This is a genomic window from Natrinema altunense, assembly GCF_000731985.1.
Taxonomy (GTDB): domain Archaea; phylum Halobacteriota; class Halobacteria; order Halobacteriales; family Natrialbaceae; genus Natrinema; species Natrinema altunense.
In genome coordinates this window covers 323,090-344,635 of sequence record NZ_JNCS01000004.1, presented here as the reverse complement: position 1 = coordinate 344,635, position 21,546 = coordinate 323,090, and the positions used below count along the sequence as shown (strand labels likewise).

The window sequence follows — 21,546 nt, the reverse complement described above, 5'->3', positions numbered from 1 at the left end:
CCACGGGTTCGCTGCCGAGCAAACGCTTTTCCACGGGGTCGTCGAACGACGATGTACGAGACGGAATGGTCGCACTCTCCTTCGGGGTCCTCGTCGGAGCCGCTATCGTCACCTGTCTGTTCATGGCGTGGGTGCTCGGGGCGAACAGCAACTCGCCACCCTTCGCCCCCGCGATCGGCGCGAACGCCATCTCGACGATGCAAGCGGCGTTCGTCATCGGCCTGCTCGCGGCCGCGGGAGCGCTCATGCAGGGCGGCAGCATCTCGGAGACGGTCGGTGCGGACCTCATCGACGGCGTCACGATCACGCCGCTTGCGGCCACCGCGGGGCTGCTGACCGCGGCGGGGTTCATGGCGGTCGGGATCTACACACGGTATCCGATCCCCGCGGCGTTCGCGACGACGGGCGCGATGGTCGGCGTCGGCCTCTCGCTGGGCGGCGATCCGGCGATCGACACCTACCGACGGCTCGGACTCTTCTGGCTGCTGGTGCCGATCATGTCCGGCGGACTGGCGTACGCGACGGCGACGGTTCTGCGGCGCGACGACGTTCCCGAGACGGTCGGCGTCCCGCTGCTGGCCGGTATCGTCGGCGCGATCGTCGCCAACGTCCGCCTCGGTGTGATCCCCGATCCGGCCGCCGAGCAGGGCACCCTGGCCGGCTTCGTCTCCCGGCAGTTCGGTGGCGGGCCGGCGCTCGCCGCCGGCGTCGACCTCGGAACCGTCCTCGTGACCGTCGGGGTCGGCGTCATCGCGTTCTACTGGAGCCGCGAGCGCGTCCGCGTCTCCGTCGAGAACGGGATCCGCTCGTTCCTGCTCGTCCTCGGCGGCATCGTCGCCTTTTCCTCGGGCGGCTCGCAGGTCGGCCTCGCGACCGGCCCCCTCGAGAACCTCTTTCGCGTCGAACTCGGCCTGCCGGGGATCCTCCTGCTCGGGATCGGGGCTACCGGAATCCTCGCCGGTGCCTGGATGGGTGCGCCGCGGTTGCTGCAGGCGACGTCCCGGGAGTACGCCCAACTCGGGGTTCGCCGCTCGATCGCGGCGCTGGTCCCGGGGTTCATCATCGCACAGTTGGCGATCGCGCTCGGGATTCCCATCTCGCTGAACAACATCATCCTGTCGGGGGTCATCGGCGGCGGACTGGCCGGCGGCTCGGCGGGCGTCTCCCGGCGCAAGATCGGCGTCACGATCACCTTCTGGCTGGTGACCCTCTCGAGTTCGGTCGTCGTCAGTTACGGCCTGTATCGGCTGTTCGCGTCGGTTATCGGCGGTTAAGCTTCGTTCGGACTCGAGGCCATCAGTCGAGCACCGTCACCGGCTGTGCGGTCCGGTCGACCACCGTGGCCGCGATGTCGCGACAGAGAAACCGCCTGAGGAATCCCGTCGAGCCCGTCCTGGAGCCGTACATGACGACGTGATCGATCCTCGCCTCGGCGGCGTACTGCGGAACGACAGTTCCGGGCCGTCCCTCGGCCGTCTCGATCCGGACCCGGTCCGAGGCCGCATCGGCAACCGACTCGAGCAAGTCGGTTGCGCTGGCCCGCGCTTGCGCCCGCCGGTCCTCGCTTCGCTCGAGGATACCGCCCTCGCTGAGCGGCGCGTCCAGCGGCGTGATGACGGTGAGCAGTACGATGTCGGCGTCGGGGAACGTCTCGAGGGCGTAGGCGAGGGCCTCGTCTTCCCGCGGACGGCCGAGCGTGGGAACGAGGACGCGGTCGGGATGGGAGTCGGCCATACGGGCCTGTTCGACGGCGGGTCGCATCGGTCTATCGGCGTCGAACGACTCGGACGGGAGAAGGAAACCCACCGGCTCTTCGAACGCACGCGAACAGCCCGGTTGCTCGCCGTGAACCGGGGCGACAAGCGAGCACAGCGTCGCTCGAGGGGCGGCCTCCGCAGCCCACAAGACGATACTTTAAACCGCGGGACGCGCCAAGGGAGGACAATGAATATCGAGGAGCTGTCGGGGCTCCCGGCCGGTGCCGTCGACCACTTCCGGAGCGAAGGCATCGAGGAGCTCTACCCGCCGCAGACAGCGGCGGTCGAGGCCGGCGCGACCGAGGGTGAGAACCTCGTCGCCGCGGTCCCCACCGCCAGCGGGAAGACGATGATCGCCGCCCTATCGATGCTGTCGGCGATCGAGCGCGGCGGGACGGCACTGTACATCGTCCCCCTGCGGGCACTCGCCAGCGAGAAGAAAGACGAGTTCGAGGCCTACGAGCGCTTCGGCGTCACGGTCGGCGTGACGACGGGCAACTACGAGAGCACCAGCGACTGGCTCGCGACGAAGGACATCGTCGTCGCCACCAGCGAGAAGGTCGACTCGCTCGTTCGCAACGGGGCCGACTGGCTCTCGGATCTGACCTGCGTCGTCTCGGACGAAGTACACCTCATCGACGACCGGAATCGAGGGCCGACGCTCGAGGTGACCCTCGCGAAACTTCGGAAGCTCAATCCCCGCATGCAGCTGGTCGCGCTCTCGGCGACCGTCGGCAACGCCGACGAAATCGCGGACTGGCTCGACGCTGCGCTCGTGGACACCGACTGGCGACCGATCGAGCTGCAGATGGGCGTCCACTACGGCAACGCCCTGAACTTCGACGACGGCTCGACCCGGGAGGTCCCGGTCCAGGGCAGCGAAAAGCAGGAGGCCGCCCTCGTCCGCGACATTTTACGGGAGGACGGCTCCTCGCTCGTGTTCGTCAACTCCCGGCAGAACGCCGAGGCCGCCGCGCGGCGGCTGGGCGACGTCTCGACGAACGAACTGACTCCCGAAGAACGGACCGAGCTGGCCGAACTGGCCGACGAGATTCGGGACGACAGCGACACCGAGACCAGCAAAGACCTCGCTGCGGCCGTCGAACACGGGGCCGCATTTCACCACGCCGGCCTCTCGAGCACCCAGCGGTCGATCGTCGAGGACGCCTTCCGGGACCGACTCCTGAAAGTGATCTCGGCGACGCCGACGCTCGCCGCGGGCGTGAACACGCCCGCCCGCCGCGTGATCGTCCGCGACTGGCGGCGCTTCGATCCCAGCGCCGGCGGCATGGCACCGCTGGACGTCCTCGAAGTCCACCAGATGATGGGGCGGGCCGGCCGCCCCGGTCTCGATCCCTACGGCGAGGCCGTGTTGCTCGCGAAGAACCACGACGAGAGCGAGGACCTGTTCGATCGCTACATCTGGGCCGAGCCCGAGCCGGTACGCTCGAAACTGGCGGCCGAGCCCGCCCTGCGGACCCACGTCCTCGCGACCATCGCCTCCGGCTTCGCCCGCACGCGCGATGAGTTGCTCGAGTTCCTCGAAGCCACTCTCTACGCCAGCCAGTCGAGCGAACCCGGTCGGCTCGAGACGGTGACCGACACGGTCCTACAGTATCTCGAGTCGAACGACTTTATCGAGCGCGAGAGCGGTGGGAGCGACGACAGCGAGGGTGTCGACGACGGAGCGTTCACATCGGCAGCCGCTCTCGCAGACGACGGCAGCCGCGACGAGGAACTCGCGGCGACCAGCCTCGGACACACCGTCTCGCGGCTCTACCTGGACCCGATGAGCGCCGCCGAGATCGTCCACGGGCTCGCGGACGCCGACGAACGGCCGACCGCACTGGGACTCTACCAACTGATCTCGCGGACGCCGGACATGTACGAACTCTATCTGCGCTCCGGCGAGGACGAACGATTCGGCGACCTCTTCTACGAACGGGGGGCCGAGCTGCTGGGGAACGCCCCGAGCGAGTTCGAGGAGGAGCGCTTCGAGGACTGGCTCTCGGCGCTCAAGACGGGCAAGCTGCTCGAGGACTGGGCGACCGAGACCGACGAGGAGCAGTTGACCGACCGCTACAAGATCGGACCCGGCGACCTCCGCGGGAAGGTCGACACCGCCGAGTGGTTGCTCGGGGCGGCCGAGTCCCTGGCCGCGGAGATCGACAGCGAGTGGACCGTCGCCGTCCGGGAGGCCCGCGCCCGCGTCGAACACGGCGTGGGTGAGGAACTCCTCGAACTCGTCGGGGTCGGCGGGGTGGGCCGCAAGCGCGCCCGCCGGCTCTACGACGCGGGGATCAAGGAGCCCGCCGACTTACGGACTGCGGACAAAGGCGTCATCCTCGCGGTTCTCAAAGGGCGGAAGACGGCCGAGACCATCCTCGAGAACGCGGGCCGCGAGGACCCCTCGATGGACGGCGTCGAGCCGAGAGCGGACGGGGAAAGCGACGGGGACGGGAACGCAGTGGCGAACGCGAGCGGGGACCGCACAGCAACGGATGCGACTGAAACGACGGACGCGGACGACAGTCAAGCGAGCCTGGGTGATTTCTGATGGCGCTACTCGAAGGCCGACTCGAGATCGACGATATCGACGCGTTCGTGGCCACCCTCGGTGAGATCGGGGCCCGCCACGGCGTGACGGTTCAGGCGTTCGATTCGCGGTACGTCGCCGACCGTCGACACATAGCGCGGGCCGTCGAGTTCGCCGACCGGGCCATCGAACGGGGCGAGAACGTCGCCCGGGATCGGGCCGTCGAGATCCTCCTGTACGCCGCCGGCCGGCGGCAGATCGACCGCGCCCTCGAGATGGGCGTCGGCGAGGGCGAGTACCGCGCGGTCGTGCTCGTCGACGGCGCTCACGACGGGGACGAAGCGGCCGCGATCGCGGAACTGAAGGCGCTGGGCGCGTTCGTCGAGCGGGACTCGACGCTCGAGACGCAGGACGCCGAGACGCTGTGTGGCTTCTTCGACATCACCGATGCCGAACGGGCGGCCACAGACGCGCCACTGTCGGCGCTGGTTCACGAACGGGTCGCACTGCTCGAGGTCGAAAAGTAGTTTCGCGGTGCCGAGACGTCCCGCGAGGGACACACTAGCTGCAAATACAGCGGACCGCAGTCAGTCGTCGGCCGCCCCCTCGAGACGCCGTTCTCTGGCCTCCCGAAGGCCGTCGCAGATGCCGCCCTGACTCGACATGTTGACCTGTGTGAGCCGCCCCCGCCGGTGGACGAGGGCGAACGACTCGGCGTCGATGGGGTCGCCCTCCGGCGTTCGAAACAGGGAGGCGTCCGGCTCGGAAACGAGGGCAGTCTCGCGAGCTTTGTGGAGGTACCGCTCGATCGGGTCGTTCGGAACGGTGACCGCGAACGAACGGTCGTCGACGTAGACGGCGACAGTGTTCGTCGAATCGTCCATCTCGAGGTCGCGGGAGCTGAGATCGACGATCGCCTCGGCGTCGAGGCCGGCGTCCAGCAGTGCCTCGACTGCATCGTACTGGCGGGCGACGCGAGCTTTCTCGTCGAGTTCCGCACGGACTGCTGCGACATCACCGTCGGCATCAGGAAACGCCTCGCCGAAGGAGAGGCGCTCGTTCACGCCGCGAGTGATCTCCGTTTCGTGCATGTGTTCGTGGAGCGTGATCCGGCTCTCCTCGACTGTCGAGAGGGACTCGACCTCGTCACGGGCGTCGACTGCCATCATCCAGGCAAAGGCCGGCGAGCACCACGCAGTCGGAAGCGTGAGGTCGACGGCGACGCGGTGCCCGGTGATCTCGATGCCGTCGACGTACTCGAGCGCGACGATCGAGCAGTCGAGTTCCGGATCGGTAACCCGGTTCAATCGATCGCGGACGGCCGCTCGAGTCGGGCCGTCGGATATCTGTGAGCTCATCAGTCGTCTGCAGCCGCGGGTTCCTCGCCGGCGTAGTGGTCCTCGAGACCGAACTGCTGGCTGATCTCGTCGTCCTGGAACGCCTGCCGTTTCGCTTCGATGTCGATGTCGTAGAGATCGGCGGCGTTCTCGCCCATGACTTTTTTCTTGGTCTCGAGGTCCCACTCGACGCCGTACTCGGCGCGGTGCTCCTGGGTGAGTTCGGCTTCCATGACCTCCTCGACGAGCCAGTCGGGGTTCCACAGCGCGTAATCCGAGCCGAAGAGGACGCGCTCCTCGCCGAGCCACCAGAGCAGTTCGGACATGATCTCGGAGAACTTACCCGGTCGGTTCTGGGCGAACGGCGCGGCGACCGCGAGCCCGCCGTAGACGTTGTTCTCCTGTGCGGCGATCCAGCAGAAGTCGTCGAGACGCGGCAGGCCGACGTGTTCGACGACGAAGTTGAGTTCGGGGAACGACGAGGCTGCATCGTCGACGTCCGCCACGTCGAACGCGTCGCGGTTCAGCGGGCGGATGGTCGGTCCCTTGTGTGCGTGGATGTTCTCGATGCCGAGTTCCGAACACTTCTCGAGGAATTCGAACGCCTCCTCGTCGTCGAGTCGCCACCCCTTCGAGTCGCCGCGCCACTCGGCGGTGTAGAGTTTGACCCCGGGAATCTCGTAGTTCTCGTGAAGTTCTTCGAGATACTCGAGACCCTGATCACCGTCGCGGGGATCGAAAGTGCCGTTGAGGACGAATCGCTCGGGGTACTCGGTCGCGAGTGCGGCGTTCTGCTCGGTCGTATTGAACCCCTCAGCGTAGAAGTCGGTGAGGTACGTCGGCTGGAAAATGCCCATATCGGCGGCGGCGTCACCGAACAGGTCCGCGACCATTCGGTCGGCACCGTATTTGCGATACTCGTCCATGTCCCACTGCCGTTCCTCAGGGGTGAACGTCGTGTGATAATCGTAGAAGCACTGGATGAACTCCTCCCCACCCTCGTGTTTGATGTTCTCCTCCGTCGCATCCCACAGGTGCACGTGAGCATCGATGACGAAGATGTCCTCTTCGTTTTGCTGATACATCCCACACTGTACATTGACACCACACCACATTACTCTTTTTCAGACAGATATGAATCACACACCAAGTTGAGCTTGAAGGGTCAAAGTTAGCGTATCCAAATACCGATATCAATATTCAAATAATCATACGGGGCGATACTCGAGGGGGTATTATGACGGGTGACGACGAACTGTGTGTCAGTACCATGCAAGCAGCCAGGCTTCACGAGTACACTGACGAGATGGGCGACGCGCTCTCGATAGACGAGATCGACCGACCGGCGCTCGAGCGATCGGATCAGGTACTGATCGAGGTTGAAGGGGCAGGATGGTGTCAGACTGACAATCACATCATCGAGGGGATGTGGACCGACTACGCGCCACAGGACCTGCCGATGACGCTGGGTCACGAAAACGCGGGGATCGTCGCCGAGACCGGTGAGGAGGTAACGCTGGTCGAGGCGGGCGATCCGGTGATCTGTCATCCCGTCCAGACCTGTGGCATCTGTCGCCCGTGCCGGCTCGGCGAGGACATGTACTGCGAGAACAGCGCGTTCAACGGGCTCACCACCGACGGCGGGTTCGCCGAATACCTGCAGACGAACGAGCGGGCAGTGATTCCGCTGCCCGACGGCGTCGATCCGACGGAGATCGCACCGCACGCGGACGCCGGGATCACGGCCTACCACGCCGTCAAAAAGGCTGTCGACGAACTGAACCCCGGCGACACCTGCGTCGTCATCGGCGTCGGCGGACTCGGCCACATCGGCCTCCAGTGTCTCGAGGCCACGAGCGCCGCGGACGTCGTCGCCGCCGACGTCAAAGACGAGGCGCTCGAGTTGGCCGAAGCGTTGGGCGCTCGCCACGCCGTCAACTCCGCCGAGAAAGACCTCGCCGACGTGGTTGCGGACCTGACCGACGACGAGGGAGCCCAGCAGGTCGTCGACTTCGTCGGCCGCGACGAGACGACCGCACTCGCACCCGACATCGTCGCCGCCGGGGGCGACCACCACATCGTCGGCTACGGCGGCCACGTTCACGAACCCAGTCAGGCACTGGTCAACGGCGAGTTCTCGTTCCGCGGCACGCTCGTCGGCAAGTACGCCGAGTTACAGAAACTCGTCGCGCTCGTCGAGCGGGGCGACGTCGAACTGCGCACCGAACGCCACGACCTCGGCGAGATCAACACGGTCGCGGAACGGCTCGAGCACAACGAAATCGAGGGCCGAGCGGTGATCCAGCCGCCCTGACGAAACCAGTCATCGTACCCCACCCTCGATTTGTCTCCACCTGCCACACCCGCGGTCGTCACCGCTGTTGACCGGCGGTGATTCAGCCGTTCCGAACCGACGCTACGCTCTTGTGCGATCGGACGATATTCCGTACATGGCCACTCTCGAGGACGCGATCAATATCGGCGGTCTGACGGTCCCCAACCGGCTCTACCGCGCGCCGCTACTCGAGTGTGCGGGCAACGGCCCCGACGCGGTCGATACGCTGATCGACGACCTCGAGCCCGCAGCCGAGTCGGGCGTCGGCCTCATCTGTCAGGGTGCGACGATCGTCCGCGGCGCGGGGGGCTGTGCCGCCCCGGGGATGACCCGGGTCCACGACTCCGACTTCGTGGCGCGGCTGTCGCGGCTGACCGATCGGATTCACGACCACGGGAGTCGGATCGTCCTCCAACTCGAGCACGGCGGCCTCCGGAGCATGGAGACCTGGCACGCCGAGTACCGACGCGAGAATCCGGCCCTCGAGCAACTCGCCGTCTCGGAGCCGCCGTGGCAGTTGCGCGCGCTGGACCGCATCGGCTTCCTCGAGTACGACCCACACGTCCTCACGACCGACGAAGTATACGATCTCGCGGCGGATTTCGGCCGCGCGGCCGCCCACGCCGTCGAGGCCGGCTACGACGGCATCCACCTCGCCGGCGCGAACATGGGGATCGTCCAGCAGTTCCTGTCACCCTTCTACAACCGGCGGACCGACGAGTTCGGTGGGAGTCCGGAAGCGCGACTCGAGTTCCTCGCACTGGTGCACGACGAGATCCGCGAGCGAGCCGGCGACGTGCCACTGCTGACCAAGGTACCGGCCGAAACGCCCGCCCCACCCACACCGGTCGTCCGCCGAAAGCTCTCGCTCGCGGACGGTATCGAAATCGCCCGTCGGCTCGAGCGGATCGGCTACGACGCAGTGGTCCCCGTCCAGACGTCGGTCGTCTGGGATCTGAGCATCGTCCGCGGGGAGTACCCCGAGCGGGCGTGGGACAACGAAGCCCTGCACGAGGAGTACGACGCGGCCTTCGGCGGCGCGACGCGACGGCGGCTCGTCGCGCTGGCGAATCGGATCCAGTCGCTGCAGTACGACTTCGAACCCGCGTGGAACGAGGCGTTCTGCCGGCGCGTTCGCGATCGGGTGTCGATTCCCGTGCTGGCGGAGGGTGGCATCCGCGAGCGACGACAGATGGACCGGTTGCTGGGGGACTCGAGCGATGGTCGCGACGGTGCGAGCGACGCCGACCCGACCTGTGACATGGTCGGCATGGCCCGGCCGTTCTACGCCGAGCCGCGGCTGGGCGCACGGCTGCTCGAGACGAAGTCCGGAGCCAAACCCCCGCGCGTGCTCTGTGAGAGTTGCAACAACTGTACGGTGCCGCAGGTGACGGGTGCACCGGGGGTCTGTCGGACGCCGGACGTGCTCCGAAAGCGGGGAGAACTCGAGCGGGCGGGAGTCTACGATCGGACCGAGGGCGACTGATTTAGCCTGTGACGGTGTTACTCGTCAGTTCCGCAAGCGTCCCTTCGGTCGTATAATCCGGCGCTTCGACTCTGAATCGAGAGTCGGTCGAACCCGCGTAGTGGAGCTGTAGCGTGTACGAGCCGTCGTCGGCGATCGGTGCTGCTTCGGCGCGGTCCGCACCGAGTTGCTTGAGCATGACCATCTCGCCGGCGTACGTGGCGTCGGCCTGTCCACGAATTTCGTATGTCGTCCGCTTCGCCGAGACTTCCGTGCCCTCGAGCGGATAACCACGATCTACCCAGGTGTTGAATCCATCGAAGAGCGCGTAGACGTTCTCGTAGCCGTTCTCGATCAGTTTCCCGGCTCGCAATCCGGAGAGGTGGTGTGGACAGCCACAGTAGGTCACGATCCGTTGGTCTTTGGCCCAGTCCGCAACCGGATCATCGTCCGGCGTGTACGGCGGGGCAGTACTCAGCGCCGCGCCGGCGATGTGGGCTTTCTCGTACTGATCAGCGCCGCGGGCATCGGCGATTCTGGCCTCTTGGCGTTGATACCAGTAATAGACGTCATCGATGGGGGCCAGCGGTACGTCGACACCATCGAACGTCTTCGTTTTGTACGAACTGGGGTCGATCGATCGCTCTTCGGGCTCGGACTCCGTACCCGGACCGTATCCATCACCCTCGTTATCACCGCCGCCGCCGAGACAACCCACGACGGCCGTCACGGACGCCGTCGATCCCACTGCGAGAAACTGCCGTCGGTTCATAGGCCGACTGTATGCGAGTCAACCAAATATGGGTTCTGGTAACGGCGATACCGCTCTCCCAACCCCTTCGTTTCAACTGGAAACCGTGAGACGCGGTCGGCGAAATACTCGAGTCGAAACGACAGAGAAGTAGTCCATCCTGGATTCGAACCAGGGTCGAAGCCCCCAGAAGGCTTCAGGATTGGCCGCTACCCCAATGGACTGACACGGTCCGTCGGTTTCGCTTCCGACGTACTACACCATAGTTGGGTTCCGTATTAGAGTGTTACGAACTCGGTCGCGATTCGAAACCGGAGATGAGGTCCAGCATCGGATCCCGGAGCCGTCCCCACGTCGGGGAAAGCGAATCACAGTGGGCGTTTCGAATGCCACAGTCGATCGACGGACAGTGCTTCCCAGGACGTGGCGCTCGAGCGCGAACCGATATCCCTTTTCCCCTTACCCGCGCACCCCCGAGTATGTACGTCGGACGATTCGTCGTCGTCGGCCCCGAAGTCGGAGCGTACCGCGTCTCCTCACGATCGTTCCCGAACCGGGAACTCACCGCTCGAGACGAGGCGCTTACGGTCGGGCCTACGGAAGACGCCCCGGAAACGGACAACCCCTACGTCTCCTACAACTGCCTGCGGGTCGTCGAGACGCCGACGGGCGAAACGGCCGCCTTCGGCAACGGCTCGCACGTCGATCCGATCGCGGAGAAACTCGAGGTGGGTTATCCCGCACGCGACGCCCTCGCGGAGAGCCTACTGGCGCTGGACTACGAAAAAGACGACTACGACACGCCCCGGATCGCGGCGACGATCGGCGACGGCGGCGAGGCCCTGATCGGCACCGTTCGCACGGACGCCCTGCTGGTCGAGACCGTCGACGAGCCGACGCTGGTCGCGACCTACGAAATGGACACGCCCGAGCCGTTCGACTTCGAGGCCGAGACCGCCGAGGCCGCCGCCAGCGAGGTCTACGACCACGAGTTCGAACACGCGGTCTGTGCGGCCGGCGTCGCCCGGACCGACGACGGGTTCGAGACGGCGATCGAGAACGGCGACTGAGAACGGCGGCCGGGAGCCGGGGCACAGGGCTCGGAAGACCGTCGTCAGTTACTGCGGCAACGCGTCGGACGGCGCGACTCCGCATTCAGCGACCGAGATCGCGGCGTCCCGGTCGTCGGATCAGGGGTCGCGGACCGCACGCGGGTGATGTCGGTTCGGGCAACCTACAAATCCCCCGCGACTGTTACTGTCGGGCATGAAGGTGGGACTCGTTTCGGACATTCACGGCAACCGGGTCGCGCTCGAGGCCGTCCTCGCGGACATGCCGCCGGTCGACGAACTGTGCTGTGCGGGCGATGTCGTCGGCTACAACCCCTGGCCGGGGGCATGCGTCGACGAACTGCGAGCGCGTGACGTGCCGACGGTGATGGGAAACCACGACGCCGCCGTCGCCGGGGAGACGCCGTTCCGGTTCAACGGAATGGCCAAGGCGGGCATCGATCACGCCGACCGACGGCTTTCCGAGGCGCAACTCGAGTGGCTCGCCGGCCTCCCGACGGAGCGCCGCGAGTGCGACGGCCGCGTCAAACTCGTCCACGGGCATCCGGACGATCCCGATCGGTACACCCGATACACGTACCCCGAGGAGTTCTCGCCGCGACTGCTGGGCGACGAGGACGTGTTGGTGCTCGGCCACACCCACAAGCAGGGCGCGGAGCAGTTCGCGGCGGGGATCGTCGTCAATCCCGGGAGCGTCGGGCAGCCGCGAGACGGGGACCCGCGGGCGGGCTACGCGGTCCTCGATCTCGACGCGATGACGGTCGACACCCACCGCGTCGAATACGATATCGACGCCGTTCAGGCGGCGGTCGAGGACGCGGATCTCCCGAAGCGAATCGGGACACGGCTCGCCCGCGGGCAGTGACCGCGGCCTCGGAAACGAATCTTTTTACACTCACCCCGCTGCTACGTTCGGGCATGGTATTCACCGGCCCCACAGCGTGTACCGCCCGGAGCTATCCTCGACACGCCGTGGGTCGGTGTTGTCGCTCGGCGCGTCGGCCGTCGACGCGAAGCCGGCATCGCTCCGCAACCGCTCACACGAGGACCACGACGGAGAGCAATGTTCGGACGCATGCGTGAGGATATCCGAGCGATGCGCGAACGCGACCCCGCCGCGACGGGGTGGCTCGAGGTCTTGCTGTGTTACCCGGGATTACACGCGATCTGGGCGCATCGGCTCGCCCATCGCTGCTGGTCTCACGGGACCAGCTGTCGGCTGCTCGCACGGCTGTGTTCCCACCTCGTCCGCTGGCTGACCGGGATCGAGATCCACCCGGCCGCCGAGATCGGCCGTCGGGTGACGATCGACCACGGGATGGGCGTCGTCATCGGCGAGACGGCCGAAATCGGCGACGACGTGCACATGTACCACGGCGTGACGCTCGGCGGCGATACGAACGAACCGGTCAAGCGTCATCCGACGGTCGAGACGGGGGCACAGCTCGGCGCGAACGCAACGCTGCTGGGGGACATCACGATCGGCGCGGACGCGGCCGTCGGTGCCGGCTCGGTCGTCACGAGCGATGTCGAACCCGGCGCGACCGTCGTCGGGGTTCCGGCCGAGCGAGTCGATTGACCGAGGGGACGGACCGCCTCATCGGGCACCGCTCGACGGACACGGCGAAAGACACGTGCAAGACGGATCACTGCAACTGATCGTTCGGTCCGGAACGGCGCGTACTGTCGCCCGGCCGAGCGAAAGCGAGGGCGGGCGATGACACTGCGCGAGGGATGAGCGAGTGACGGAACGGAACGAGCGAATCGGCTGGGGAGGGTGTGGCCGCTCCGTGTTACCGCGATAGCGGGGCCCCACTGTCGTCGCTCCGCGTCACTCCCGATTTCGGACCCAAAACGCCGCCGAGCGACGCTTAGACGAGCGGTGCGACCAGTTCCCGACCCGCCTCGAGCAACTCCCCTATCCGCTTCTCGTCCTCGGCTTCGGCGTAGACCCGCAGTACCGGCTCGGTACCGCTCGGCCGAACTAGCAGCCACGAACCGTCGGCCAACAGTAGTTTGAACCCGTCGGCGGTGTTGACGTCCTCAACCTCGGTCCCCGCGACGGTGTCGGGAATCGCGTCCTCGAGCGCCGCCAGGACCCGCGCTTTCTCGTCGTCGGGGCAGTCGACGCTGCGCTTGTCCTGGACGACGGTGCCGTGTTCGGCGAGCAGTCGATCGACCCGGTCGTCGAGCGGCGCTTCGGCGTGCATCAGCGCTGCCAGCAGGGCCATCAGGACCCCGTCTTTCTCCCGGACGTGGCCTCGAACGGTGAAGCCGCCCGATTCCTCGCCGCCGACCAGCGCGTCGCCATCGGCCATCGCCTCGGCGACCCACTTGAAGCCGACCGGGACCTCGCGGACGGATTCGCCGTGGGCCTCGGCAACCCGATCGATCAGATACGTCGTGGAGACGGTCCGGACGGCCGCGCCCGATGCATCCTCGAGCAGGAAATCGTACAGCGCGGCGAAAAACAGGTTCTCGTCGAGGTACCCGCGTTCCGGCGTGACGATCGCGATTCGGTCGGCGTCGCCATCGTTGGCGATGCCGAGGTCGACGCCACCGTCATCGTCGGTGACGGTTTCGATCAGGCGTTCGAGGTTCTCGGCGGCGGGCTCGGGCGAGCCGCCGCCGAACTCGGGATCTCGGTCGCAGCGATAGCGCTCGACGGAGGCTCCCGCGCGCTCCAGCACGGCGTCGGTCGTGTCGCGCCCGCTCCCGTGCATGGCGTCGTAGGCGACGCTGAGTTCGGACAGGTCGGTCCCGCCGGTGATCGACTCGGCGAGTTCGAGGGCGGCGTCGGCGTGGGGTGCGGCGAAGTCGACATCGCGAACCGTGCCGTGCTCGCTCTCGGGAAGCGGATCGGGGTCGGCGAGGCGATCCGCGATGGCGTCGGTGACGGCCGGCAGGGCCGGCGCACCGTCCGCGGGGATGAACTTCACGCCGTTGTACTCCGGCGGATTGTGCGAGGCGGTGATCACCAGCCCGCCCGCGAGGTCGCGGTCGGCGATCGCATGGGCCACCAGCGGCGTCGGCCGGTCACGGTCGGAAAGCAACACGTCGAACCCGTTCGCACACAGCACTCGCGCCAGTTCCTCGGCGAATCCCCGCGAACTCTCGCGGGCGTCGTACCCCACCGCGACCGGTCCCTCGAGTCCGGTGTCCGTGAGATACGTCGCGACCGCCTGCCCCACCATTCGAACGCGAGGAGCGGTGAACTCCTCGAGCGTCGCCCGCCAGCCGTCGGTACCGAAACTGATCGTCTCCATACCCCGTGGTCATCGCCGGCCGCGAAAAAAGCGACGCTGGCGAACGGGAACCGCGAGCGACGGATCGCCGACGGAGTCAGGCGTCGACGTCAGTGAGACGCTGTTCGAAGAGCCGTTCGCCGGTCTCCTCGCAGGTGACGGCGACGACCTCGTGGGAGGTACAGCAGGATTCGACGACCTCCTCGCCCATCCGGACGTCACCGCCGGAGGGACACGTCTCGAGGAACATCCGGAGGCCGTTGAGCACCTCGCCTTTCGTTTCGGGGTCGAAGGCGTCCCAGTCGTCGATCCACGTCTCGAGGGCCCTGCTCGCGGCGACGTCCGCGATCAGGGCGGCGCGAGAGGGCCAGCGACCGGCGCCGCCGGCACTGGACAGCAGGGCGCGACTCTCACCGCGCGTCTCGAGTTCGAACTCGTCGGGATCGGCGTCGAACCCGAACGCGTCGACGGCCGCATCGACATCGACGCCGGACTCGGCGAGCGGGTCGATCTCGTCGAACCAGGCGGTCTCGAACTCGTCGGTGAGACAGAGGTCGTCCCGATCCGCACAGGGCTCGAGGACATCGTGGTCGAGGAAGAACGTCTCGAGGTCGGCGACGTCGGGTTCGTCGGCGTCGACGGTCGACGCATCGGCGACGGCGTCGGTGTCGGTGTCGGTGTCGGTCGACGCGACGGCATCGGCTTCGTCGAAGGTGGTCTCGCGACCGGCTGCCGGGCGATCGGTCGAGTCGACGGTGCCGAGGCCGCTCGCCACCGCCGGATCGGGCTCCTTGCCGAACCAGCGCAGCACTTCCGGCGGGAGATACCGCTTGGTCAGCGTCGGCGTACCGGGAACGAGATACCCCCGGAGGTAGATCAGCGCGATCGACACCCCCACGGCGAGTACCCCGCCGAGGCGGGACTTCCGCGCGATGACCGAGCCGACCACCGCCGCGATGACGAGATTCAACACGGTACAGGGCTCACACCGGTTCTCACCAGTGTATTCAGGCTGTTTCAGATCGTCGACGACATCGAGTTGCATCTCGGGCATACTATCACGGCCGATATGCATCTATTTTTCGGAGTGAGTAGGTGAGATAATGATCGGCGCGACGAATCGGGACGTCGAACGGAACTCACTCGAGGCCGACCAATCGTTCCTTCGCGGCGCGACTCAGTTGCTTGATCTCGTACTCGCGGGACATGGCGGCCGATTTCGAGTCGAACGTCTCGCGATGGCGGAGTTCGACCGGTGTCCGTCCGCGCGTGTATTTCGCTCCCTCGCCGGCGTCGTGTTCGGCGACGCGTCGCTCGAGGTCGGTCGTGTAACCGGTGTACAGCGAGCCGTCGGCACACTCGAGGACGTAGACGACGTGATCGGCCATCGGTCGTGGCCAGGCGTGGGAAGGTAAAAAGCGTCTCGTCCGTGGGGGCGCGTGGTTGTTGATCCGTGTCACTCCGAAGTCAGGTCCCGCGAGCGCGCTCTTTCGCGGCTTCAGCGATGCCGGCGTTGGCCGAACAACTGACACACGCGTGGATTTCACCGTGTTCGTCGGCGAAAACGCGTGCAAACCGTTCGGAGACGTGCGCGCCGCAGTGATCACACTTGGGCATTGGTCACACCGGCCGGAGCCGGTACTACGAACTACTGGGCGAACGGATAAATAAGCTTCTCCATACACTGTTTGGGTTTTCGGTTGTGGGAAGTATTTTTCCGAAAAAGTGTACGACACTCAGTCGCGTGCCACATCGATCGCGGCGTCGGGAGCCGTCCCCTCGAGACGGGCCGCAAGCGCCGCGTACTGCGAGTCGGAGACGCGGGTCAGCAGCGCTCGGCCCGTGTCTCGAGGGCCGTTTCGGCGAGCGCGACGACCTGTTCGGCCACCTTCCCCTCCGCGAAGATGGCTTCCGGAATGCCGCGGCGCTGGTCGCGGGCCGCGTCGAACCGACCCGCGTCACCGGTTACACCCCTTGAGCTCGGCGTCGGCCTGTGCCAGCGACAGCGAACCGTCAGCGACGGCCTCGAGGAGTTCGCGCATACTCGGTCTCGAGGGGCGACACACTCGAATCCGTCGACCCGGTCGGCCGAGACGGACGGAGTCCCAGTGACTCGGTATCGCTGAACGCGCGTACGAGCCCCGGAGGCCCGCGCGCGAGCCGAATGCCGGGCTCGAAGCGCCGCGAAATTCCGGTCGGCCGCTCATCAAACATATACTTTCCGGTGATAACGGGGGTCGAAACGGGCGAATGAACCGCTGCAACCCCCGTATTTCTACGACTAACCAAAAACGTTATATGAGGTAACGCGAAACGAGTAGATCGTATGGCAGATCTTATCGTCAAAGCCGCCGTCAAGGAAGCGCTCGATGACAAAAACGTTGCTTCGGACTTCTACGACGCGCTCGACGAAGAAGTCGACGAACTCCTCGAGGACGCCGCCCGACGCGCAGAGGCCAACGACCGGAAGACGGTCCAGCCCCGCGACCTGTAAGGCACGATTGGACCGCGATTTTTTCGGCCGCTACGTCGATAGCGGTCAGCATCGCCGGCCGGAGGAGTGAGCGGCCGCCTCAACCCGAGATGGACCGAACGTACGCACTTAGCGGCGGCGCTGCTCGATGTACTCGTTCGTTCGTCCGAGCACGACGTAGTCCGTGTCCCGTAATTCCGAAAGCGACGCCGAGCCGGTGACGAACATCGCCGTCCTCAGTTCCAACGTGAGCGTCTCGATCAGTGCGACGACCTCGTCGACACCCTTCCCGGCCGGCCCGAGAAACGGTTTCGCGAGCCCGCCAGCACGGGCTCCGAGCGCGATCGCCTTGGCGATATCCAGCCCGGAGCGAACGCCGCCGCTTGCGATCACGCAATCGTGGACCGTCGCTGCCTCGAGCGTGCTCACCGCGGTCGGGACGCCCCATGCGCGAAACAGGCGGCCGATCGCTTCCTGTCGCTCGGCACCGACCGCGGCTGCTCGGTGGGACTCGATTCCCGACCACGTCGTTCCGCCCTGACCGGCGACATCGACAGCGTCGACGCCGGCGTCGGCGAGTCGGGTCGCCGTTTCTCGTGACATCCCGTTGCCCGTTTCTTTGACGATCACCGGCACCGACAGCTCGTCGGCGACTCGCTCGATCGCTGCGAGACACCCGCGGGCGTCGACGTCGCCTTCGGGCTGGACGGCCTCCTGCAGAAAGTTCAGGTGAATCGCCATCGCGTCGGCGTCGATCATCGCCACGGCTTCCTCGACGTCGTCCACGCCGTACTCGAGCAACTGGGCCGCGCCGACGTTTCCGTAGAGGAAGGCATTCGGGGCGGCGTCTCGGACGACCGTATACGACTCGAGGACCGCTTCGTCGTCGAGTTCGAGGCCGGCACGCTGGCTGCCGACGCCCATGGCGACGTTCGTTCGTTCGGCTGCTTCCGCGAGCGTCCGATTTAGTTTCGTGGTGTTCGGGTGACCCCCGGTCATGCTCTCGATAACGATCGGGGCTGCGAGTTCGTGTCCGAACAGGTCCACGGTCGTCTCGATTTCGTCGCGGTGAACCTCCGGAAGCGCCTCGTGGACGAGGTCGATATCGGTGAAGCCTGCACCGGTCGTCTCGACGTCTTCTTCCTCGATAATACGGATGTGGTCGTCTTTTCGATCGGATGTCTCGGGCATTGAACCGTCTCCTCCGAAGGGTCGCGCGTCCGTGTTGAAAAGCTGTCTATTCCGCGTTTCGATCGACGCCACGACCGCCGATCCGCCGGCCGCCGGCTCGAAGTTTTTGCCCCGCGCCGTGGGAGAAGTGAGACACATGTTGCGCGAACTCTTGATCGGCTTCGGGGTCGTCGAGATCCTCAAACCGGAGCCGATCATCCGGCTGTGCGAACGGATCGGGCTGCGAAACCCCGGCAAGACCGAGCGACGGCCGTTGGCGCTGACGGGGGCGCGACTCGAGGGGCTCGTTTTCGTCTGGTTGCTCGTCCGTGGTCGCCAGGGATCGACGCTCGTCTCCGCGCTGCTCGGGGCCGCGGGCCTGGCGCTCGTCCTCGTTCCCCGACCGATCATCGAACTCAGCCAGCACCTGGTCTACGCCGAGACGGACCGACTCGAGTTACAGCCGTGGGTAGTCCCCGCAGCGCGGCTGCTGGGTGTGCTCTATCTGACCGTGACCCTGCTCTCGCAGCGGCCGGGGACGGAGACGACCGACGAGGACCGGGACGGCGCGGATCGGTCCCCGCGCTGGCGACGGCGTCGCTCGGGATGACGAGAGTGTGACGACCGCGGGACTCGTCGTCGACTCGAATACGCTGATTCCACCGAGCGAAACCGGCGACCGCGGCGAGCGACTCAGTACCGGCGGACGTCGACGCCGTCGTCGGTGCCGACGTAGGTCGCGTCGGCCACGCCGACGAACAGCCCGTGTTCGACGACACCCGGGAGCCGTGAGAGCCGCGTCGCCAGTCCGTCAGGATCGTCGATCGGTCCGAACTCGCAGTCCAGTACCAGATTGCCGTTGTCGGTCACGACCGGTCCGTCCTTTCGTTCGGCCGCTCTGAGGGTCGCCTCGCCGCCCAGTTCGGCGAGGCGGTCCGCGACGACGGTGTGTGCGTCGGGGAGCACTTCGACGGGAACCGAGCGCTCGAGTCGGGCGGTCAGCTTCGAGGGGTCGGCGACGACGACGAACCGGTCCGCGGCCGTATCGACGAGTTTCTCGCGCGCGTGGGCCGCACCGCCGCCCTTGATGAGCGCGCCGTGAGCGGTGGTGTCGGGCGCGTCGACGACCCGATCGGCACCGTCGATCGCGAGGTCGACGCCGTCGATGGCGTCGAGATCAGTTAGAGGTATCCCGACTTCCAGCGCCAGTTGCCGGGCTTGAAACGAGGTCGGGATACCCCGGATGTCGAGGCCGTCGTCGATCGCCCGCCCGATCGCACGGATGGCGTGGGCGGTCGTCGACCCGGTGCCGAGTCCGACCACGAATCCGTTCTCGATGTCCTCGGCCGCCCGTTCACCGGCGCGCCGTTTCGCCGCGTCGGAACCGCCGTCCGTCTTCATGGGTGTGCAAGCGAGCGGCGGCGAGAAAAACGTTGCACCTCCGCTCCGGCCCATAGCGTCACCGGGTGGCAGCTACGACCGACCGTATCAGAGATCGACGTAGTCGAACCGCCAAAGGCCGAGTCCGATCGGGACAGCGGCCCAGATCGCGAGGATAACGAATCCGAACCAGGGCTCGGCGACGAGCGGCAACGACGAGATGTCGTACGCACTGGCAAGCGTGGGATCGGATCGGCTCAGGACGGCACCGATCGCGGAGCCGTAGGCGGCGTCCGGTGATATCGCGTTGTAGACGAGATACCAGTCTGGCGGAGACTCCACCAAGAACGCCCCCTCGATCACATAGAGGAGGATCGTACCGGCGGTCCCCCAGAGGACTTTGAACAGGATCACGACGCTGAGCGCACCGACCGCCGCTCTGGTCGTCGACCGCGTCATCGCGGAGAGCCCGACACCGATGGCGACGTAGACGAGTCCGAACAGTATCGTCACGGCGGTGAACGCGACGTAATCGGTGAGCGAGACCGACCCGACGAACGCGAAGAGGCCGAGCAGGCCGATGGTAAAGCCCACGAAGATCGAAACGGCCACGACGCCGGTCCGGCCGAGCACTTTCCCGAGAACGACATCGCGACGGCGGTGCGGGAGCCCGAGCAGAAACTTCAAACTGCCACTCTCTCGCTCGCCGGCGATCGCACCGTATCCGACGATCAGGGCGATGATAGGGACGAGAAACCCGGCGGGTGCCTGGAGAGTGAGGACCAGTTCGATCGTCGACTGGGCACTGGCGTCGTCGGACAGTTCCGAGAGCCACGATGCGAGGGCCGCGCCGCCGACGGTAAACAGGGCGAACAGGACGGTCAACCCGATCAGCACGCGCGATCGAATCGCATCCCGGAAGTCCTTCTTCGCGACGGTGATCGCACTCATTGTATCACCCCCGCACTGCCGGCCGAGTTCGACGTGTAGGCCACGAACAGGTCCTCGAGCGAGGAGTCATCGGTTTCGAAGTCCTCAACCGAGACGCCGTGGTCCTCGATCCGCCGCAGTACGGTCGTCTTCGCGCGGTCCTCGCAGGCGACAACGAGGGTCCGGCCCTCGGGTTCCACCGACGACACGCCGTCGATGGATTCGATCGCCTCGAGCGCGGTCGCGGAATCGTCGGGGATGCGGTCGAGCGTCACGCGGAGTCGGGTCTGGGTTGGCATCGAGTTGCGGAGGCCGTCGATGGTGTCCTCGGCGATCAGGTGGCCATCACGGAGAATGCCGACGCGGTCACAGACCGCCTCGACCTGCCCGAGGACGTGCGAGGAGAAGAAGATGGTCGCACCGCGGGCGTTCTCCTCACGGATGATTTCCCGCATCTCGCGGGCCCCGTTGGGGTCGAGGCCAGTGGACGGCTCGTCGAGGATCAGCAGGTCGGGCTCGCCGACGAGGGCCGTCGCGAGCATGAGCCGTTGGGCCATCCCTTTCGAGTAGCCGCCGGCCTTCTTCCCGGCGGCGTCGGCGATCCCGACCCGCTCGAGGAGTTCGTCGGGGTCGTCGTCGGCCGCTTTCGATTCGATGGCGAACTCGACGTGCTGGCGACCGGTCAGGCGGTCGTACAGCGTGGCCCCCTCCGGAAGGATGCCAGTCCGGTTGCGGATCTCGAGGCTATCCGATCGCACGTCCAGGTCGAAGACGCGGACGTCGCCGCGAGTCGGCCGGATGAAATCGAGCACGAGGTTGATCGTTGTGGACTTGCCCGCACCGTTAGGGCCGAGGAAGCCGTATATTTCTCCGCTCTCGACGGTGAGGTCCAGTCCGTCGAGTGCCAGTTCGGTGCCGTATCGTTTCGTCACGCCGGAGATATCGATCGCGGTCACGTTAATTATCTAAGTGATTTACGCTCGGATATAAATACCTTGCTTGGTACCCCATATCAACCGATCGCCGAGTGGACGAGTGAGTCGGCGGTAGCACTGTCCGACGTCGGCCGCTGAACGGGGAGGCATGTGCCGGTATCG

The 21,546-nt window shown here is 66.2% G+C and carries 22 protein-coding genes, 1 tRNA gene and 1 pseudogene; 10 read left to right on the top strand and 14 right to left on the bottom strand.

The window, feature by feature from the left end; all coding sequences use genetic code 11:
• The first annotated feature begins 65 nt into the window (after positions 1-65).
• Positions 66-1,274 (top strand): inorganic phosphate transporter, encoded by a 1,209-nt coding sequence (locus ALTAJ2_RS10640; RefSeq protein ID WP_007110085.1) that lies wholly within the window; start codon positions 66-68, stop codon positions 1,272-1,274.
• Positions 1,275-1,296: 22 nt separating this feature from the next.
• Here ALTAJ2_RS10640 and ALTAJ2_RS10635 read toward each other — a convergent pair whose 3' ends face one another.
• Positions 1,297-1,761 carry a universal stress protein gene (locus ALTAJ2_RS10635; RefSeq protein ID WP_049900769.1) on the bottom strand — a complete coding sequence of 155 codons (465 nt, stop codon included), beginning with the start codon at positions 1,759-1,761 and terminating at the stop codon, positions 1,297-1,299.
• Between the two features lie 183 nt (positions 1,762-1,944).
• On the opposite strand from ALTAJ2_RS10635, the gene ALTAJ2_RS10630 reads away from it, so the two are divergent.
• A complete protein-coding gene (locus tag ALTAJ2_RS10630; RefSeq protein ID WP_007110083.1) occupies positions 1,945-4,314 on the top strand; it encodes an ATP-dependent DNA helicase in 2,370 nt (789 codons plus the stop codon).
• Positions 4,314-4,820 carry a KEOPS complex subunit Cgi121 gene (gene cgi121 / locus ALTAJ2_RS10625; protein ID WP_007110082.1) on the top strand — a complete coding sequence of 169 codons (507 nt, stop codon included), beginning with the start codon at positions 4,314-4,316 and terminating at the stop codon, positions 4,818-4,820. Before ALTAJ2_RS10630 ends, cgi121 begins: the two co-directional genes overlap by 1 nt.
• A 60-nt stretch (positions 4,821-4,880) precedes the next feature.
• Here the strand turns inward: cgi121 and ALTAJ2_RS10620 are convergent, their stop codons facing one another.
• Together ALTAJ2_RS10620 and ALTAJ2_RS10615 are read right to left on the bottom strand one after the other, a co-directional pair.
• Positions 4,881-5,651, bottom strand: a complete 771-nt coding sequence (locus tag ALTAJ2_RS10620) for an iron-sulfur cluster assembly protein (RefSeq protein WP_007110081.1) — start codon at positions 5,649-5,651, stop codon at positions 4,881-4,883.
• Complete coding sequence (locus ALTAJ2_RS10615) at positions 5,651-6,715, bottom strand: amidohydrolase family protein (protein ID WP_007110080.1); 1,065 nt, start codon at positions 6,713-6,715, stop codon at positions 5,651-5,653. The genes ALTAJ2_RS10620 and ALTAJ2_RS10615 overlap by 1 nt, the downstream gene beginning before the upstream one ends.
• Before the next feature lie 185 nt (positions 6,716-6,900).
• Here ALTAJ2_RS10615 and ALTAJ2_RS10610 point away from each other — a divergent pair, with 185 nt between their 5' ends.
• Together ALTAJ2_RS10610 and ALTAJ2_RS10605 are read left to right on the top strand one after the other, a co-directional pair.
• Positions 6,901-7,944, top strand: a complete 1,044-nt coding sequence (locus tag ALTAJ2_RS10610; RefSeq protein ID WP_007110079.1) for an NAD(P)-dependent alcohol dehydrogenase — start codon at positions 6,901-6,903, stop codon at positions 7,942-7,944.
• Between the two features lie 136 nt (positions 7,945-8,080).
• Complete coding sequence (locus ALTAJ2_RS10605; protein ID WP_049900765.1) at positions 8,081-9,451, top strand: oxidoreductase; 1,371 nt, start codon at positions 8,081-8,083, stop codon at positions 9,449-9,451.
• Between the two features lies 1 nt (position 9,452).
• On the opposite strand, the gene ALTAJ2_RS10600 is transcribed toward ALTAJ2_RS10605, so the two are convergent.
• Both ALTAJ2_RS10600 and ALTAJ2_RS10595 read right to left on the bottom strand, forming a co-directional pair.
• Complete coding sequence (locus ALTAJ2_RS10600) at positions 9,453-10,202, bottom strand: rhodanese-like domain-containing protein (protein WP_007110077.1); 750 nt, start codon at positions 10,200-10,202, stop codon at positions 9,453-9,455.
• 130 nt (positions 10,203-10,332) lie between these two features.
• A tRNA-Gln gene (locus tag ALTAJ2_RS10595) sits at positions 10,333-10,405 on the bottom strand.
• A gap of 255 nt (positions 10,406-10,660) precedes the next feature.
• Between ALTAJ2_RS10595 and ALTAJ2_RS10590 the strand changes: the two genes are divergently transcribed.
• The 3 genes from ALTAJ2_RS10590 (at position 10,661) to cysE (ending at position 12,830) form a co-directional block, all read left to right on the top strand.
• Positions 10,661-11,251 carry an IMP cyclohydrolase gene (locus tag ALTAJ2_RS10590; protein WP_007110076.1) on the top strand — a complete coding sequence of 197 codons (591 nt, stop codon included), beginning with the start codon at positions 10,661-10,663 and terminating at the stop codon, positions 11,249-11,251.
• 196 nt (positions 11,252-11,447) lie between these two features.
• Entirely contained in the window at positions 11,448-12,116 is a 669-nt protein-coding gene (locus ALTAJ2_RS10585) for a metallophosphoesterase family protein (RefSeq protein ID WP_007110075.1), read from the top strand.
• Between the two features lie 198 nt (positions 12,117-12,314).
• On the top strand, positions 12,315-12,830 hold the full coding sequence (gene cysE, locus ALTAJ2_RS10580; protein ID WP_007110074.1) for a serine O-acetyltransferase: 516 nt from the start codon (positions 12,315-12,317) through the stop codon (positions 12,828-12,830).
• Between the two features lie 292 nt (positions 12,831-13,122).
• Here cysE and ALTAJ2_RS10575 read toward each other — a convergent pair whose 3' ends face one another.
• The 5 genes and pseudogenes from ALTAJ2_RS10575 to ALTAJ2_RS20090 form a co-directional block, all read right to left on the bottom strand.
• A complete protein-coding gene (locus tag ALTAJ2_RS10575) occupies positions 13,123-14,517 on the bottom strand; it encodes a phosphoglucomutase/phosphomannomutase family protein (protein ID WP_007110073.1) in 1,395 nt (464 codons plus the stop codon).
• Positions 14,518-14,593: 76 nt separating this feature from the next.
• On the bottom strand, positions 14,594-15,541 hold the full coding sequence (locus ALTAJ2_RS10570) for a hypothetical protein (RefSeq protein WP_081603390.1): 948 nt from the start codon (positions 15,539-15,541) through the stop codon (positions 14,594-14,596).
• 94 nt (positions 15,542-15,635) lie between these two features.
• On the bottom strand, positions 15,636-15,884 hold the full coding sequence (locus ALTAJ2_RS10565; protein ID WP_007110071.1) for a GIY-YIG nuclease family protein: 249 nt from the start codon (positions 15,882-15,884) through the stop codon (positions 15,636-15,638).
• A 79-nt stretch (positions 15,885-15,963) separates the two neighbouring features.
• Positions 15,964-16,113 carry a DUF7563 family protein gene (locus tag ALTAJ2_RS19700; RefSeq protein ID WP_006184973.1) on the bottom strand — a complete coding sequence of 50 codons (150 nt, stop codon included), beginning with the start codon at positions 16,111-16,113 and terminating at the stop codon, positions 15,964-15,966.
• A gap of 134 nt (positions 16,114-16,247) precedes the next feature.
• A pseudogene (locus tag ALTAJ2_RS20090) lies at positions 16,248-16,538 on the bottom strand (nickel pincer cofactor biosynthesis protein LarB); the annotation flags it as partial.
• Between the two features lie 284 nt (positions 16,539-16,822).
• On the opposite strand from ALTAJ2_RS20090, the gene ALTAJ2_RS10560 reads away from it, so the two are divergent.
• Positions 16,823-16,990 (top strand): DUF1931 family protein, encoded by a 168-nt coding sequence (locus ALTAJ2_RS10560; protein WP_004267503.1) that lies wholly within the window; start codon positions 16,823-16,825, stop codon positions 16,988-16,990.
• A gap of 108 nt (positions 16,991-17,098) precedes the next feature.
• Here ALTAJ2_RS10560 and fni read toward each other — a convergent pair whose 3' ends face one another.
• The gene (gene fni / locus ALTAJ2_RS10555) at positions 17,099-18,160 is read right to left on the bottom strand and encodes a type 2 isopentenyl-diphosphate Delta-isomerase (protein WP_007110070.1); all 1,062 of its coding nucleotides are present in this window, start codon (positions 18,158-18,160) and stop codon (positions 17,099-17,101) included.
• 136 nt (positions 18,161-18,296) lie between these two features.
• Here fni and ALTAJ2_RS10550 point away from each other — a divergent pair, with 136 nt between their 5' ends.
• Entirely contained in the window at positions 18,297-18,749 is a 453-nt protein-coding gene (locus tag ALTAJ2_RS10550) for a hypothetical protein (RefSeq protein ID WP_049900700.1), read from the top strand.
• Between the two features lie 83 nt (positions 18,750-18,832).
• Here ALTAJ2_RS10550 and rpiA read toward each other — a convergent pair whose 3' ends face one another.
• The 3 genes from rpiA to ALTAJ2_RS10535 all read right to left on the bottom strand — a co-directional run bounded on the left by rpiA (position 18,833) and on the right by ALTAJ2_RS10535 (position 21,405).
• Positions 18,833-19,540, bottom strand: a complete 708-nt coding sequence (gene rpiA, locus ALTAJ2_RS10545) for a ribose-5-phosphate isomerase RpiA (protein WP_007110068.1) — start codon at positions 19,538-19,540, stop codon at positions 18,833-18,835.
• Between the two features lie 87 nt (positions 19,541-19,627).
• Positions 19,628-20,470: an ABC transporter permease gene (locus ALTAJ2_RS10540; RefSeq protein WP_007110067.1), complete on the bottom strand. Its 843-nt coding sequence runs from the start codon at positions 20,468-20,470 to the stop codon at positions 19,628-19,630.
• Positions 20,467-21,405 carry an ABC transporter ATP-binding protein gene (locus ALTAJ2_RS10535; RefSeq protein ID WP_007110066.1) on the bottom strand — a complete coding sequence of 313 codons (939 nt, stop codon included), beginning with the start codon at positions 21,403-21,405 and terminating at the stop codon, positions 20,467-20,469. The genes ALTAJ2_RS10540 and ALTAJ2_RS10535 overlap by 4 nt, the downstream gene beginning before the upstream one ends.
• Positions 21,406-21,546 lie beyond the last annotated feature (141 nt).

Bases quoted from the DNA above. Each gene is read 5' to 3' on its own strand.
- ALTAJ2_RS10640 (WP_007110085.1), top strand. From the start codon at position 66: ATGGTCGCACTCTCCTTCGGGGTCCTCGTCGGAGCCGCTATCGTCACC.
- ALTAJ2_RS10635 (WP_049900769.1), bottom strand. From the start codon at position 1,761: ATGCGACCCGCCGTCGAACAGGCCCGTATGGCCGACTCCCATCCCGAC.
- ALTAJ2_RS10630 (WP_007110083.1), top strand. From the start codon at position 1,945: ATGAATATCGAGGAGCTGTCGGGGCTCCCGGCCGGTGCCGTCGACCAC.
- cgi121 (WP_007110082.1), top strand. From the start codon at position 4,314: ATGGCGCTACTCGAAGGCCGACTCGAGATCGACGATATCGACGCGTTC.
- ALTAJ2_RS10620 (WP_007110081.1), bottom strand. From the start codon at position 5,651: ATGAGCTCACAGATATCCGACGGCCCGACTCGAGCGGCCGTCCGCGAT.
- ALTAJ2_RS10615 (WP_007110080.1), bottom strand. From the start codon at position 6,715: ATGTATCAGCAAAACGAAGAGGACATCTTCGTCATCGATGCTCACGTG.
- ALTAJ2_RS10610 (WP_007110079.1), top strand. From the start codon at position 6,901: ATGCAAGCAGCCAGGCTTCACGAGTACACTGACGAGATGGGCGACGCG.
- ALTAJ2_RS10605 (WP_049900765.1), top strand. From the start codon at position 8,081: ATGGCCACTCTCGAGGACGCGATCAATATCGGCGGTCTGACGGTCCCC.
- ALTAJ2_RS10600 (WP_007110077.1), bottom strand. From the start codon at position 10,202: ATGAACCGACGGCAGTTTCTCGCAGTGGGATCGACGGCGTCCGTGACG.
- ALTAJ2_RS10590 (WP_007110076.1), top strand. From the start codon at position 10,661: ATGTACGTCGGACGATTCGTCGTCGTCGGCCCCGAAGTCGGAGCGTAC.
- ALTAJ2_RS10585 (WP_007110075.1), top strand. From the start codon at position 11,448: ATGAAGGTGGGACTCGTTTCGGACATTCACGGCAACCGGGTCGCGCTC.
- cysE (WP_007110074.1), top strand. From the start codon at position 12,315: ATGTTCGGACGCATGCGTGAGGATATCCGAGCGATGCGCGAACGCGAC.
- ALTAJ2_RS10575 (WP_007110073.1), bottom strand. From the start codon at position 14,517: ATGGAGACGATCAGTTTCGGTACCGACGGCTGGCGGGCGACGCTCGAG.
- ALTAJ2_RS10570 (WP_081603390.1), bottom strand. From the start codon at position 15,541: ATGCAACTCGATGTCGTCGACGATCTGAAACAGCCTGAATACACTGGT.
- ALTAJ2_RS10565 (WP_007110071.1), bottom strand. From the start codon at position 15,884: ATGGCCGATCACGTCGTCTACGTCCTCGAGTGTGCCGACGGCTCGCTG.
- ALTAJ2_RS19700 (WP_006184973.1), bottom strand. From the start codon at position 16,113: ATGCCCAAGTGTGATCACTGCGGCGCGCACGTCTCCGAACGGTTTGCA.
- ALTAJ2_RS10560 (WP_004267503.1), top strand. From the start codon at position 16,823: ATGGCAGATCTTATCGTCAAAGCCGCCGTCAAGGAAGCGCTCGATGAC.
- fni (WP_007110070.1), bottom strand. From the start codon at position 18,160: ATGCCCGAGACATCCGATCGAAAAGACGACCACATCCGTATTATCGAG.
- ALTAJ2_RS10550 (WP_049900700.1), top strand. From the start codon at position 18,297: ATGTTGCGCGAACTCTTGATCGGCTTCGGGGTCGTCGAGATCCTCAAA.
- rpiA (WP_007110068.1), bottom strand. From the start codon at position 19,540: ATGAAGACGGACGGCGGTTCCGACGCGGCGAAACGGCGCGCCGGTGAA.
- ALTAJ2_RS10540 (WP_007110067.1), bottom strand. From the start codon at position 20,470: ATGAGTGCGATCACCGTCGCGAAGAAGGACTTCCGGGATGCGATTCGA.